General features: G+C 30.0%; 12 protein-coding genes. 3 read left to right on the top strand and 9 right to left on the bottom strand.

Annotated elements, in window-relative coordinates; genetic code table 11:
* Window positions 1-139 precede the first annotated feature (139 nt).
* From JL193_RS00285 to JL193_RS00275, 3 genes are all read right to left on the bottom strand, one after another.
* Entirely contained in the window at window positions 140-361 is a 222-nt protein-coding gene (locus tag JL193_RS00285) for a DUF2795 domain-containing protein (RefSeq protein WP_028889331.1), read from the bottom strand.
* A 169-nt stretch (window positions 362-530) separates the two neighbouring features.
* Entirely contained in the window at window positions 531-1,103 is a 573-nt protein-coding gene (locus tag JL193_RS00280) for a cob(I)yrinic acid a,c-diamide adenosyltransferase (protein WP_207971944.1), read from the bottom strand.
* A gap of 97 nt (window positions 1,104-1,200) precedes the next feature.
* Complete coding sequence (locus JL193_RS00275; protein WP_207971943.1) at window positions 1,201-1,974, bottom strand: O-methyltransferase; 774 nt, start codon at window positions 1,972-1,974, stop codon at window positions 1,201-1,203.
* An 83-nt stretch (window positions 1,975-2,057) separates the two neighbouring features.
* Here JL193_RS00275 and JL193_RS00270 point away from each other — a divergent pair, with 83 nt between their 5' ends.
* The 3 genes from JL193_RS00270 to JL193_RS00260 are packed head-to-tail and all read left to right on the top strand — an operon-like array spanning window position 2,058 to window position 5,864.
* Window positions 2,058-2,855 carry a polysaccharide biosynthesis/export family protein gene (locus JL193_RS00270; RefSeq protein WP_243456798.1) on the top strand — a complete coding sequence of 266 codons (798 nt, stop codon included), beginning with the start codon at window positions 2,058-2,060 and terminating at the stop codon, window positions 2,853-2,855.
* 4 nt (window positions 2,856-2,859) lie between these two features.
* Window positions 2,860-5,331, top strand: coding sequence for a polysaccharide biosynthesis tyrosine autokinase (locus JL193_RS00265; protein WP_207971942.1), 2,472 nt, complete (start codon window positions 2,860-2,862; stop codon window positions 5,329-5,331).
* A gap of 23 nt (window positions 5,332-5,354) precedes the next feature.
* Window positions 5,355-5,864 (top strand): DinB family protein, encoded by a 510-nt coding sequence (locus tag JL193_RS00260; protein ID WP_207971941.1) that lies wholly within the window; start codon window positions 5,355-5,357, stop codon window positions 5,862-5,864.
* A 110-nt stretch (window positions 5,865-5,974) separates the two neighbouring features.
* Here JL193_RS00260 and JL193_RS00255 read toward each other — a convergent pair whose 3' ends face one another.
* From JL193_RS00255 to JL193_RS00230, 6 genes are all read right to left on the bottom strand, one after another.
* Window positions 5,975-6,259: a hypothetical protein gene (locus JL193_RS00255; RefSeq protein WP_207971940.1), complete on the bottom strand. Its 285-nt coding sequence runs from the start codon at window positions 6,257-6,259 to the stop codon at window positions 5,975-5,977.
* A gap of 135 nt (window positions 6,260-6,394) precedes the next feature.
* Window positions 6,395-7,363: a deoxyhypusine synthase family protein gene (locus JL193_RS00250; protein WP_207971939.1), complete on the bottom strand. Its 969-nt coding sequence runs from the start codon at window positions 7,361-7,363 to the stop codon at window positions 6,395-6,397.
* 127 nt (window positions 7,364-7,490) lie between these two features.
* On the bottom strand, window positions 7,491-9,029 hold the full coding sequence (locus tag JL193_RS00245; RefSeq protein ID WP_207973343.1) for a bifunctional GNAT family N-acetyltransferase/carbon-nitrogen hydrolase family protein: 1,539 nt from the start codon (window positions 9,027-9,029) through the stop codon (window positions 7,491-7,493).
* 6 nt (window positions 9,030-9,035) lie between these two features.
* A complete protein-coding gene (speB, locus tag JL193_RS00240) occupies window positions 9,036-9,980 on the bottom strand; it encodes an agmatinase (RefSeq protein ID WP_207971938.1) in 945 nt (314 codons plus the stop codon).
* 43 nt (window positions 9,981-10,023) lie between these two features.
* Complete coding sequence (locus JL193_RS00235) at window positions 10,024-11,415, bottom strand: arginine decarboxylase (protein WP_207971937.1); 1,392 nt, start codon at window positions 11,413-11,415, stop codon at window positions 10,024-10,026.
* Between the two features lie 544 nt (window positions 11,416-11,959).
* Entirely contained in the window at window positions 11,960-13,510 is a 1,551-nt protein-coding gene (locus JL193_RS00230) for a DEAD/DEAH box helicase (RefSeq protein WP_207971936.1), read from the bottom strand.
* Window positions 13,511-13,552 lie beyond the last annotated feature (42 nt).

Raw genomic sequence — 13,552 nt, 5'->3', positions numbered from 1 at the left:
ATTTGATCAGCTAAAAATTAACTGATATTATTTAGTTGTAAATCAAGTTTTTAAAAAACTTGAAAAAGTGTTATTTTTTGATGAACTTCAAAACAAAAAAAAAGCCTCTTTAGAGACTTTTTATATGTTTTTAAATTTTTTAATATTCATCTTCGTTCCAAAGATAATCTTCTTCGGTGGGATAATCTGGCCAAATTTCTATAATCGAATCGTAAGAGTCGCCTTCGTCTTCTATATCTTGAAGGTTTTCTACTACTTCTAAAGGAGCTCCAGTTCTAATAGCGTAATCTATTAATTCGTCTTTGGTTGCTGGCCAAGGTGCATCTGCCAAATAAGATGCTAATTCTAATGTCCAATACATTTCTTATCGTTTAATTTTGTGCAAAAATAATTTTTTTGCGGAATTATGCAAGTCTTTTTTAAGAAATTTATTGTGAAGTTCTTATTCCCTTTATTAAATAACTAATAATCAGGTTATTAAATGTTTAAGTGAGAATAAAAAATCTTCAAACCGATAAAAAAAGAACGTGTTATTTTTTTTTAGGAATCCATTTAATTTCCTCTACTTGTAAGTCCTTAGACAATTTTCGTGCCAGCACAAAAAGGTAGTCAGAAAGTCGGTTTAGGTATTTTAAGATGTCGTTATTTATCGTTTCTTGGTCGTTTAGCTCGACAGAAAGGCGTTCTGCTCGTCTGCAAACGCATCTTGCTACGTGACAGAATGACACTGCTTGGTGTCCGCCAGGTAAAATAAAATGAGTCATTTGAGGCAACTCTGTATCCATTTTATCGATTTCATTTTCTAAGAATAAGATTGCATCTTCATCAATTTTAGGAATGTTTAACCGCTCTTTTCCACTTTTTAAGGTTTCTTTTTCTGGTGGCGTTGCCAGCATGGCTCCTAAAGTAAATAATTCGTTTTGGATTTTTAACAGCGATTCTTTAATATCGAAATGAATTTTTTGGTCTTTTATTAAACCAATATAAGCGTTCAGTTCGTCCACAGTTCCGTAAGAATCGATACGCAAATTGTATTTTTTTACTCTGGTACCTCCAAAAAGTGCAGTCGTTCCTGTATCACCAGTTTTTGTATATATTTTCATGCTTGTGAATTCTAAGATTTTGGATTTGAAAATTCAAAGTTACGGAGTTTTAAAATGGTAGTTATTTTAATTAAGAGAATTTAACAACTGCACCATTTTATACTCTTATTTTAAAATGTTCTTTTTCTTGCTCTTTTCTAAAGAAAACGATTCCCCAGTAGAAAACATCTATAGTTACTGTTACAGATGGGTGGTTTTTAATTTCTGCCCAAGCTTCTTGCATTTCTGAACTCCAATAAATGTCGTCAAAAATCCAAATAGTGTTATTATGTATCGTTTCTAAGCAGGTTTTAAAATAATCTAAAGTCGATTTTTTAGTATGATTTCCATCAAAATAAATAAAATCGTATTTATTGTTTTTTACAGCTTTGGGAAGCGTTTTTTTAAAATCGCCTGTGACAAAATGTATATTTTTAAAATGATTTGTTAGTAATTTGTTGGCTATTTTACTCGTTTCTGGGCAACCTTCTAATGTGGTAATTTTTGCATGTTTATGGCCAATTTTTATGGCAGTTGTTGCCAAACCTAAAGAAGTACCAATTTCTAAACTATTTTCTGGTTTAAAGTAATTTGCAATACGAATTAGCAATTTTGCCTTTTTGTTTGAAATTCCTGCAACTTTTGCAATTTTAGATACTTTGCGTTTATTTGTTTTAAAAACCCGAGATCCAGAGCCAAAATCTGTGACTTTTATTGTTTGTTTGTTTTCTAATAGATATTGTTTTACAGAAAGAAAATAGGCCCAAAAACTCTTAGCTGTTTTTTTGTAGAAACATTTGGTTACCAAATTATAAACAAAAGGAGAGTGTACTCCATGTTGATTGGTAGATTTTAATAAAAAAATAAAATATTTTATTGCTATATTAGGCATTCTATAAAAATAAAAAACGAAAGTAAAATAAAATTATAGCTTTACATTCATAAAAAGTATATTTGTGGCATATGTTACCAAAAATGAAATACTATATTACAATTCCTTTACTATTGCTCTTTTTATCTTCTTGTGTATCGAATAAAGAGTTTAGTTATTTACAAGGACAACCGAAAGCCAACACAGAAATTAAGAGAATTAACGATGTACCTTACAAGTTACAGATAGATGATATGGTTCATATCATTATTAAATCTAATAATCAAGAATTGGTTGCTGTTTTTAAAAAGAATGAGAATAACAGTTCAAATACAGCTACAACAAATCAAAATTTTTCTGGTAATGCGAATTATTATTCTGATTATAGTGTAGATAATTATGGAAACATTCGAGTACCTACTTTAGGAGAAGTAAATGTTTTAGGATACACTGTAGAAGAGGTTCAAAAAAAGATAGAAAACAAACTAAAAGATTTTGTAAAAGAAGGCGAAAATATTTTTGTTGCTGTAAAATTAGCTGGTATTAAATTTACGATTTTAGGAGAAATAGAAAATCCTGGTACGAGAGTAATTTACCAAAATAAAGTTTCTATTTTAGATGCAATTGCCAATTCTGGAGATATTACAGATGTTGGAAATAGAAAAGCTGTTGAAATTATGAGACCCACCATTTCTGGAGTAGAAAAATATACCATAGATTTAACAAATATAAACGCGTTTAATTCCGAAGTTTTTTACATAAAACCTAACGATTACATAAACGTACTACCTTTAAAACAAAAATCTTGGGGAACAGGAACTACAGGTTTACAAAGCTTAACAACAATTGTTACAGTACTTTCTTTAATAACATCTACCATTATATTGGCTAGGAATTTATAATTTTATGAGCAACCAGTTAAAAGATACAGTTAACCCATCTAATATAGATGTTAAAGACTATTTATATAAGGTTTTAGCATATTGGAAACTATTTCTAATAGCAATTGTTATTGGTTTGATAATTGCCAAATTTATGAATGGTTATACGCAGAAAATTTATAGTTTAAGTACTATTATTTCTGTAAAAGAAGAAAATAATCCACTATTTTCTACAGGAACAAACATTGCTTTTAATTGGGGCGGAGCTAGCGACGAATTAGAAACTGTTAGGGTTACCTTAACTTCTAGAACACACAACGAAATTGTAGTAAAAAGATTACAATTTTACGTAGAATATTTAAAGGAAGACCGTTTTAGGTTAACAGATGTTTATGGTTACACCCCATTTAAAGTTGCTTTAAATATCGATAAACCACAATTATATGGCAAGCTAATATCGCTAGAAATTACAGGAAAAGATACCTATAAAATTTCTACAGATTTTAACGAATCTGGTAACAATCAACTAATAACTTACAGTTCGAATACGATAGAAAATTATAGCACGAACTCTTTATATTATTCAGAAGAATTTAATGTAAAAGATACAATTAACTCTAATTTTTTAAATTTTAAAATCGATAAAATAGGTACTTTTAACGTAGGCGAAAAATACTTTATAAAGTTTGGTAGTTTCGATGGAACCGTAAAAGCCAATAAAAACATTTCTGTAAATACAATTACAAAAGCAGCCTCGTTGTTAAAGTTAGGAAAAAATGGCACCAATAAAAACAGAATTGTAGATTATTTAAATACAACTGTTCAAGTTTTAGATTCTATTAAACAGGTTCAAAAAATAGAATATGCTGTTAAAACAGAAGCATATATAGATACTCTTTTTAAAGAAGAAACTATAAAACTAAAAAAAATTGAAGAAAATCTTGGTAATTATAGAGAATCTAACAATATTTTTGATTTGTCAACTGAAGGAAACTCTATTTATGAAGAAACCATTCAGTTAGAAAGAGATCGAAAAGAACTACAAAACTACAACGATTATTTAACAGGTTTACGAAGTTACTTAAAAAGTAATAATACTTTTAATAAAGACAAACTAGTACCAGCAACAATTGTTTTACAAGACCCTAAAATTGTTGAATTGATTAACAATTACGTAGCAAAATCTACTCTTCGAGAACAGATGAGAAAGTCTGTAAAAGATATTCATCCAGAAGTACAAAAAATTACGAGTGAGTTACAAATTATTAAAAATAATTTGCTAGAAAATATTGCTTCTCTTTTAAGATTGAATTCGAGTAAGCTTCGTAAATTAAATTCGGAGTTAGCGATTTACAAATCTAAATTAAAAAAACTCCCAAGAAAAGAGCAAGGTTTAATCACGTACCAAAGAGATTACGAATTATCGGAAGCCAATTACAATTATTTAAAACAAAAAAAATACGAAGCAGGAACCGCCATTGCTGCAAACGTTTCTGATGTTAAAATAATAGATACTGCAAAAGATTTAGGAGAAGGACCTTTGTACCCCAAACCAAGGTTTAATTATTTGGTAGCCTTAATGTTAGGTATTGTTTTTCCACTACTTTATATAATTACTAAAGAATTATTAGATAATAAAATTCATACAGCAGAAGAAATTCAAAATAACTATGCAATTCCTGTATTAGGCGTTGTAGGTAAAAGTACTACAAAAAACAATTTGGCCGTTTTCGAAAGACCAAAATCTTCGGTTGCAGAATCTTTTAGAGCTTTAAGATCTAACATTCAGTTTTTATTTAAAAATACCCATCCAGATGAGTCTAAAACATTAATATTAACCTCTTCTGTTAGTGGAGAAGGTAAAACAATGATTTCTATAAACATGGCAACCGTTTTTGCTTTGAGTGGAAAAAAAACAATTTTGGTTGGTTTAGATTTGCGTAAACCAAAAATTTACGATGACTTTAATTTGTCGAATGATGTAGGTATTGTAAATTACTTAATAAATCAAAAAACATTAGATGAAGTAAAAATTTCTACAAAAATTCCGAATTTAGATCTTATTCTTTCTGGACCAGTTCCTCCAAATCCTTCAGAATTATTATTAAATAACGCTGCAGATAAAATGTTTCAACAGCTAAAAAAAGAATACGATTATGTAATTATAGACACTCCTCCAGTTGGTTTGGTGTCAGATGCATTAGAGCTGTTTAAATATTCGGATGCTGTTATTTATGTAATTCGCCAGAATTACACCGAAAAAGGAATGATGAAAATGATCGACGATAAATATAAAAACAAAGAAGTTACCAATATTAGTTACGTACTAAACGACTTTTCTATTAAAAGTAAATACGGTTACGGCTATGGTTACGGCTATGGTTATGGTTATGGTTACGGTTATGGCTACGGAAAATATGGCTATGGTTATCACGAAAATGAAACTAAACAAGGTTTCTTCTCGAAAATTCTAAATATATTTAAATCAAAAAAATAAATTTTAATAGCTACAATTTACGAATGATTCCTAAAAATGAATACCATCCATATTTCGAGCAATACATTCAACTTGTTTCTAAAGATGGCAAAACTATTCTTGAAAATTTAAGAGATTCTCAAAAAACTTTTGATACTTTGTTACGAAGTTTGCCAAAAGAAAAACATCCTTTTTCTTATGCTGAAGGAAAATGGACTTTGAAGGAATTAATTCAGCATATTATAGATACAGAACGTATTTTTTGTTACAGAGCACTTTGTTTTGCAAGAAACGATGCCACTTCTTTACTAGGTTTCGACCAAGATGTTTTTGTAAAATATGGCAATGCAAACCAATTAGATTATTTCGATTTATTAGATGAAATGGCTATTTTAAGAAAATCTACCATACAATTGTACAAAAATTTTTCTAAAGAAGCTTTGTTAAGAAAAGGAATAGCCTCTGGAAACGAAATATCTGTAAGAGCTTTAGGTTATTTATTTTCTGGCCATCAATTACATCATTTTAATATAATTAAAGAGCGTTATTTATAAAATACCTAAATGGCTTTCTTAAACGAGAGCAGTTAATTTTACATTAAATGAAGTCTCTTTCCCAAAAAAAGAAAAGAGACTTGAGACCTTGTTATTTCGTGAATTTGTTGCTAAACATCTTCTTCGTTTTCTAAATCATTGGCATCAAAATCGTCGTTATCGTCGAAAAACTCTTCGTCTTCTGCATATTCTTCCATGGCATTTTCTAAACGACTACTTATTTTAACCAAATAAACAGTGTCTTCTGTTTTTACTTCTACTGCTTTTACAGTATCTCCTTTGGCATTTTTAAAGGAAATTACATCACTATAATCATAACCATCTGGATATTTATCTATTAACAAGTCTAAAATATCTTTGGTTAGTTTTGCGTATTCTACGATTACTCTTTTCATTTTTTAAATATTTTTAAATTTCTTTAATGTCTCTTCAATCGTTACTAAAATAAAATTTTTTTTTAATTGAAAGTAACAAGCATAGTTTGTATAAACTCAAAGTTTCGACTGCGCTCAAGGTGACATCCTAAATATTTACATTTCTAATAAATAAGCAAAAATAAGAGGCGCAACAATGGTTGCATCGCTCTCTATAATAAATTTTGGAGTGTCTATGTCTAATTTTCCCCAAGTAATTTTCTCATTAGGCACTGCTCCAGAATACGAACCATAACTTGTGGTAGAATCGGAAATCTGACAAAAATAGCTCCAAAATGGTGTTTCTGGTTTTTCCATATCTTGATACAACATTGGCACTACACAAATTGGAAAATCTCCTGCAATTCCTCCTCCTATTTGAAAAAAACCAATGCCGTTTTCGGAATTCGCTGTGTACCAATCTGCTAAAAATGTCATGTATTCAATACCAGATTTTACAGTATTTGCTTTTAATTCTCCTTTTAAAACATAAGAAGCAAAAATGTTGCCCATGGTAGAATCTTCCCAACCAGGACAAATAATTGGCAAGTTTTTTTCTGCGGCAGCATACATCCAAGAATCTTTAATATCAATCTCGTAATACTGCTCTAAAACGCCAGAAAGCAATAATTTATACATGTATTCGTGTGGTAAATAACGTTCTCCTTTTGCTTCTGCCTCTTTCCATATTTTTACAATATGTTGTTGTATTCTTCGAAACGCTTCTTCTTCTGGAATACAAGTATCTGTAACTCTATTTAAGCCTTTTTCTAACAAATTCCACTCGTCTTGTGGCGTTAAATCTCTATAATTTGGTACGCGTTTGTAGTGAGAATGTGCTACTAAATTCATCACATCTTCTTCTAAATTGGCACCTGTACAAGAAACTATTTGTACTTTATCTTGGCGAATTATTTCTGCAAAAATTTTCCCTAATTCTGCTGTACTCATTGCCCCCGCTAAAGAAACTAGCATTTTAGAACCTTTGTTTAGTTGTGCTTCATAACCCTTGGCAGCATCTACTAAAGCTGCTGCATTAAAGTGTAAGAAATACTTTTCTATAAAATTTGTAATTGGTTTGCTCATTTTTTTTATTTTTTTATGATATCTTTTAAAATGTTCTCAATACGATTTTTCAAAAAGGAAAAATCTCTCGAACTAACAATATTAGTTCTCAGTAATAATTTTATTTAATATCTAAAATTTTAATTTTTTATTCTTTTTTCTGAAGTTTATTTACCTGATAAATATCTGTTCTTCTGTCTTTTAAATTTCGTACACTTCCAAATTGATTCAAATCTTTTAGCAAATCTAAATCTACATCCGCAATTAAAATCATTTCTGTATTTGTGGTTGCTTCCGCTTTAATTCCGTTTGCAGGAAATGAAAAATCGCAAGGTGTAAAAACCATCGATTGTGCAAACTGAATGTCCATATTATTTACTTTTGGTAAATTTCCAACACTACCAGCAATCGCTACATAACACTCGTTTTCTATGGCTCTTGCTTGTGCACAATGTCTTACTCTAGAATATCCATTTTGGGTATCTGTTAAAAACGGAATAAACAAAATATCCATGCCTTCTTCTGCCAAAATTCTACTTAATTCTGGAAATTCTGAATCGTAACAAATTAACACTCCTATTTTGCCACAATCTGTATCAAATGTTTTTAATTCATTTCCACCTTGCATACCCCAAACTTTTGCTTCATCTGGAGTTACATGCAGTTTTTCGTACCTTTCTGTGGCTCCATCTCTTTTACATAAATACCCTACATTGTATAACATTCCGTCTTTTAATTCTGGAAAACTTCCTGTAATGATATTAATGTTGTATGAAATGGCCAATTCAGAAAATTTTTGAACAACTACTGGTGTATATTTTGCCAATTCTCTAATGGCTTGCGATTCTGGTAAATGGTTATTATCTGCCATTAAAGGCGCGTTAAAAAACTCGGGAAACAGTGCAAAGTCTGCTCTGTACGCAGAAACTGCATCTACAAAATACTCTGCTTGTTCCATTAGTTCTTCTAAATCTTTGTACAAACGCATTTGCCACTGAATAAGACCTAAACGAACTACTTTCTTTTTAATGGCCGCTTTTGCAGTTTCCTTTTTGTAATACACATTGTCCCACTCCAATAAAACTGCATAATCGTTAGATTCTACATCTCCTTCTATATAGCCTTTCATTACTTTTGAAGGATGAAAATCGTTGGAGATTTGAAAGTTTAAAACAGGATCGTGAATTTCTTTACGCTTTACCTTTTCTATATATTCTTTTGGGGAAATTTGTTCGGAATATTTATGATAATTCGGAATTCTTCCACCAAATGCAATGCCTCTTAAATTTAGTTTTTCGCACAATTCTTTTCGATAATCGTACAATCTTCTTCCTAAGCGCAATCCTCTGTATTCTGGTTTTATAAAAACATCTATTCCGTACAAAACATTGCCAAAATTACTGTGTGTACTAAAGGTAAAATTACCGGTAATGTCTTGGTATGTGTGATGGTCGTCGAACTTATCGTAATCGACTCTTAAAGACAATGCACAGCCAGCAAGCTCTCCATTAACTTTAATAACTACCTGACCTTCAGGAAATTTATCTATTAAAGATTGTATTTGGGGTTCTTCCCAATAGGTGCTTTGCATGGTAGCATACACCTCTATCATTGCTTGTTTTAACGCTTGATAATCTTTAATTGTTAAATATTGTAATTCTATATTTTCTATGTTTTCGATTTTCATAATCATTTAAAAATCGTCTTCATCGTTTTTAAATTTCGATAATTTACTAAATGGATTGTTGTTTGAAATGTCTTCCCCTACATCATACGTATCGTCGTTAGAAGCAAATTTATAACTTAACATTTTATAGAATAATTTTGCTGCTAAAAAGTCTGATGATTTTTCATTTTCATTCGGGCATAGTTCAACCATATCAAAACCAACAACATTCTTTTGTTCGAAAACTTGTTTTAAGAAATCTAATGTTTCATAATAAAACAATCCTCCAGGTTCTGGAGTTCCAGTAGAGGGCATTATAGATGGGTCTAAAGCATCTAAATCGAATGTAATAAACACATTTGTGCTTAATTGGTCGATAACATCTTCCATCCAGTCTTCGTTTACAATCATGTCGTGTGCAAAGAAAACTTTGTCTAAATTCATGTTTCTTTTTTCTGAAATATCCATACTTCTGATGCCAACTTGCACCAAATTTGTGTTTTGGTTTGCTTCGTAAACTGCACAGGCATGGTTGCAAGAAGAACCTTCGTATTCTTTACGTAAATCTGCATGAGCATCTATATGTAAAACGGTTAAATCGCTAAAACATTCGTTAAAAGCTCTAATGGTTCCAATAGAAATGGAGTGCTCGCCACCAAAAATAGTTACAAATTTATTTCTGTTAATGTATTTTTTTGTTATTTGATGTACAGCTTCTACCATTGCTTCTGGAGATGAATTTTCTGTAACGGCTTCTGCTAAGAAAACACCTTCTTTATACACTTCCGAATCTGTTTCTATATCGTACAATTCCATATTTTCTGAAGCTTCTAAAAAGGCTTTTGGTCCTTTGTCTGCTCCTTTTTGCCAAGTACTTGTTCCATCATAAGGAACTGGAATAATTACTATTTTTGATGTTGACAGGTTTCCAAACTCGTTTGGAATGCCTGCATAAGTATTGTTTGTTTTCATTTTATTTTTTTTACAAGGGTTTAAAACCCCTTATAACCTCTTGTTAATATCCTAAAATTGATAATAATTCGTTGCTTTTTTGTTGTTCTTTAAAAACTTTTGTGGTAATGTTTCCGTTTTCGTCTTTGTCTATTAATAAATGTTTTGGAGTGGGAATTAAGCAGTGTTGCAAACCGCCAAACCCACCAATGGTTTCTTGGTACGCTCCTGTATTAAAAAAACCAATATACAAAGGTTTTTCTTTTTCGTAAACAGGTAAATAAATTCCGTTTACATGTTGTTCTGAGTTGTAATAATCGTCGCTATCGCAAGTTAAACCACCCAATAAAACACGTTCGTATTTTGTGTTCCATTTATTAATTGGCAACATAATAAAACGTTTATTAATGGCCCAAGAATCTGGTAAAGTTGTTATAAATGAAGAGTTTATCATATTCCAACGTTCTCTATCGTTTTGCTTTTTTTGATATAAAACTTTATAAATAGCGGCTCCAGATTCTCCAACTGTAAAGCTACCAAATTCTGTAAATATGTTTGGTACTTCTACTCCTGCTTCGTCACAAGCTTGTTTTATTTGATTGGTAATTTCATCAATCATATATTGGTAATCGAAATCGAAAGCCAAGGAATTTTTAATAGGAAAACCACCACCAATATTTAAGCTATCTAAAGTTGGACACACCTTTTTTAGGTTGATGTACACGTTTAAACATTTCATTAATTCGTTCCAATAATAAGCGTTGTCTTTAATACCTGTATTGATAAAAAAGTGCAACATTTTTAAAGTTACTTGCTTATTATTAGCTATTTCACGCTCGTAAAAAGAAACAATATTTTTATAACCAATACCTAATCTTGACGTATAAAATTCGAATTTTGGTTCTTCTTCTGAAGCAATTCGAATGCCAACTTTAAACTTCTTTTTTGTTTCTTTTTGTATTAATGGCAATTCTTCATAATTATCGATAATTGGAATACAGTTTTTGTGACCCGATTGAATTAATTCGCCAATATTTTTTACATATTGGTCTCTTTTAAATCCGTTACAAATTACAAAAGTATTGTCTTTTATCTTGCCTTCTTTTTTTAAACTTTTTACAATATCTATATCAAAAGCCGATGAAGTTTCTATATGAATATCGTTTTTTAGAGCTTCATTTAAAACATGTTTAAAATGAGAACTTTTTGTACAATAGCTATAAAAGTATTTTCCTTTGTAGTTTTGTTTTTCAAAGCTATTTTTAAACCAGCCTTTTGCTCTGTTTATATTTTCTGATATTTTGGGTAAATAGGTAAATTTTAATGGAGAACCGTATTCTTCTATCAATTCCATTAAATTAATACCATGCCAAAATAATTTATTGTTTTCTGTTTTAAATTCTTCTTGTGGAAAGTAGAATGTTTGATCTACTAAGTCTGCGTATTTTGTGTTCACGTTATTTTTTAAATATTATACAATGTTGTAGATGCTTAAAATTATAAAAATTTAGCATAAAAAAATCTCAATTATAAATTAAAGATTATTACTGTATAAATTTCATGTAAACAACATGCAACTTTGCGAAGCGCTGCATAATTTCTTTTAGATAAAAAGAAGGAGAAACCTTAATTTTTCGGTTGCATTTCCAAAATGCATTGTAATACGTATTCTCCAATTGAGTATTGCTTCCGAAATAAGAAAAACTAAACATTTTACTTAAATAAGTATCGCAAATGTATATTATTTTTTAATACGAAATTAAAAAACAAAAAAAAAGTGATTTTTTTTAAAAACCTAAATTTATCAGCAAAAACAGGTATTATCAACGATTCTTAAATACCGTTTTAGCTTTTTAAAAAAAATATTTTAAAAAATACTACTTATTTCTTCCTAAAAAACATCAATTATAAAAAAATATGCTTGCTTTAAATTCGTGGCAAGAGCCACAATTATAAAGTGTAAAAAAAGGGCTAAAAATTTAAGTCTTTTTTATTGTAAATTATTCTTCGATTGGTGGATGACCGTGAATTTTTTCGAAATCTTTATCGAAATTTTCTCGTAAATAAGCATTTAATTTTTTTCTGTAATCGTCTTTTAACCAAGTTACAAAATTGTGTGTACTTTTAGAGATGCATTTTGCGTATCTATTAATTCGATCGTCAATTTCTTCTCCTAATTTTTTTGCTAGAATTAAGGCATCAAAAACATCTTCGCTATTTTCGATACACATTTTTGCATGGTGTACAATCGATTTTTCTAATACTCTTTTCGAAGATTCTCCTGCTTTAATTGTTTCTATATACACCTTTTTCATATCGAAATATGTATCTGTAGAATTCGCGAATTCTTTTTTAATATCTGCAGGCAATTCGTATCTAAAAGTACTTTCTATTTCTTCATCAGAAAGAATGGCATCTAAATAATAATCTGGTGCTCTAAACATTTTTTGCCAGTCTAAATCTGCTCCCCAAGGTCCAAATCTGTAGAAATTATTTCCTAAATCAATTACATCGAAGGTTGTTTTATCTCCAAAAATACGAGAGCCACGTCCAATCATTTGATAGTATAAGGTTAACGATTTTGTTGCTCTGTTTAAGATAATTGCTTCGATACTTGGTTCGTCAAAACCAGTGGTTAAAATACTTACAGAGGTTATAATGGCATTTGGTGTTTTATGAAACCATCTTAAAATAAGTTCGCGTTCTTTTTTTGTATTGGTATTGTCTAAATGTGCAATTGGGTATCCTGCTTTTTTAAATGCATGAAAAACTTGAATAGAGGTATTAATTCCGTTGTTAAAAATTAACGTTTTTTTTCCTTTTGCAGTTTCTTCATAGGCATTTACTAATTTGGTAAGCATGTTTGTATTTGTGTATAAATCTTCGGAAGATTTTACGGTATAATCTCCATTGGCACCAACTTCTAACGAAGTTAAACCTACATTATAAGAATACATATTTGCTTTCGCTAAGTAACCACTTTCTATTAATTGATGAATGGCTTCTCCAACATATAATTCTTGATAATTTTCATACATTGGTAATTTAATGTTAGAGCTTAAAGGTGTTGCTGTTACCCCAAGAATAAAAGATTGGTCGAAAAACTTAAAAATTTTTGTAAAAGAATTGTAATGGGCTTCATCTACAATTACCAAACCGATATCAGAAATATCTAATTTATCGTCATTTAACCTATTTTTTAAGGTTTCTACCATCGCCACAAAACACATGTATTCGTTTTGATCGTCTAGTTTTGCGGTACTATTAATTATTTTATTGTCAACACCAAACTCATCTAACATTTTAGAGGTTTGCTTGCTTAGTTCAATTCTGTGTGTTAAAACTAAAACTTTCTTTTTAAAAGTTTCGATATAACGCCTAACAATTTCAGAAAAAATTACCGTTTTTCCACCTCCAGTTGGTAATTGATATAATAAATGATAATCTTGAGGAGCTGTTTCGAAGCGTTTAAAAATCTCTTGAAGTGCATCTTTTTGATATCCGTATAATTCTTTACCTATAATTGTTTGTGAAGTGTTTGTTTCTGCCAAAAGTTTAAAAATTTAGAGAGACAAAAATAAGACTTAAAATAG

Source organism: Polaribacter batillariae, from assembly GCF_017498485.1.
In the GTDB taxonomy this organism is placed as follows: Bacteria; Bacteroidota; Bacteroidia; order Flavobacteriales; family Flavobacteriaceae; genus Polaribacter; species Polaribacter batillariae.
The sequence above is the reverse complement of the archived record's forward strand: the minus strand, read 5'-3'. Positions and strand labels throughout refer to the sequence as shown.

Excerpts from the sequence above, each read along its gene's own strand:
- JL193_RS00285 (WP_028889331.1), bottom strand. The coding sequence starts at position 361 with ATGTATTGGACATTAGAATTAGCATCTTATTTGGCAGATGCACCTTGG.
- JL193_RS00280 (WP_207971944.1), bottom strand. The coding sequence starts at position 1,103 with ATGAAAATATATACAAAAACTGGTGATACAGGAACGACTGCACTTTTT.
- JL193_RS00275 (WP_207971943.1), bottom strand. The coding sequence starts at position 1,974 with ATGCCTAATATAGCAATAAAATATTTTATTTTTTTATTAAAATCTACC.
- JL193_RS00270 (WP_243456798.1), top strand. The coding sequence starts at position 2,058 with ATGAAATACTATATTACAATTCCTTTACTATTGCTCTTTTTATCTTCT.
- JL193_RS00265 (WP_207971942.1), top strand. The coding sequence starts at position 2,860 with ATGAGCAACCAGTTAAAAGATACAGTTAACCCATCTAATATAGATGTT.
- JL193_RS00260 (WP_207971941.1), top strand. The coding sequence starts at position 5,355 with ATGATTCCTAAAAATGAATACCATCCATATTTCGAGCAATACATTCAA.
- JL193_RS00255 (WP_207971940.1), bottom strand. The coding sequence starts at position 6,259 with ATGAAAAGAGTAATCGTAGAATACGCAAAACTAACCAAAGATATTTTA.
- JL193_RS00250 (WP_207971939.1), bottom strand. The coding sequence starts at position 7,363 with ATGAGCAAACCAATTACAAATTTTATAGAAAAGTATTTCTTACACTTT.
- JL193_RS00245 (WP_207973343.1), bottom strand. The coding sequence starts at position 9,029 with ATGAAAATCGAAAACATAGAAAATATAGAATTACAATATTTAACAATT.
- speB (WP_207971938.1), bottom strand. The coding sequence starts at position 9,980 with ATGAAAACAAACAATACTTATGCAGGCATTCCAAACGAGTTTGGAAAC.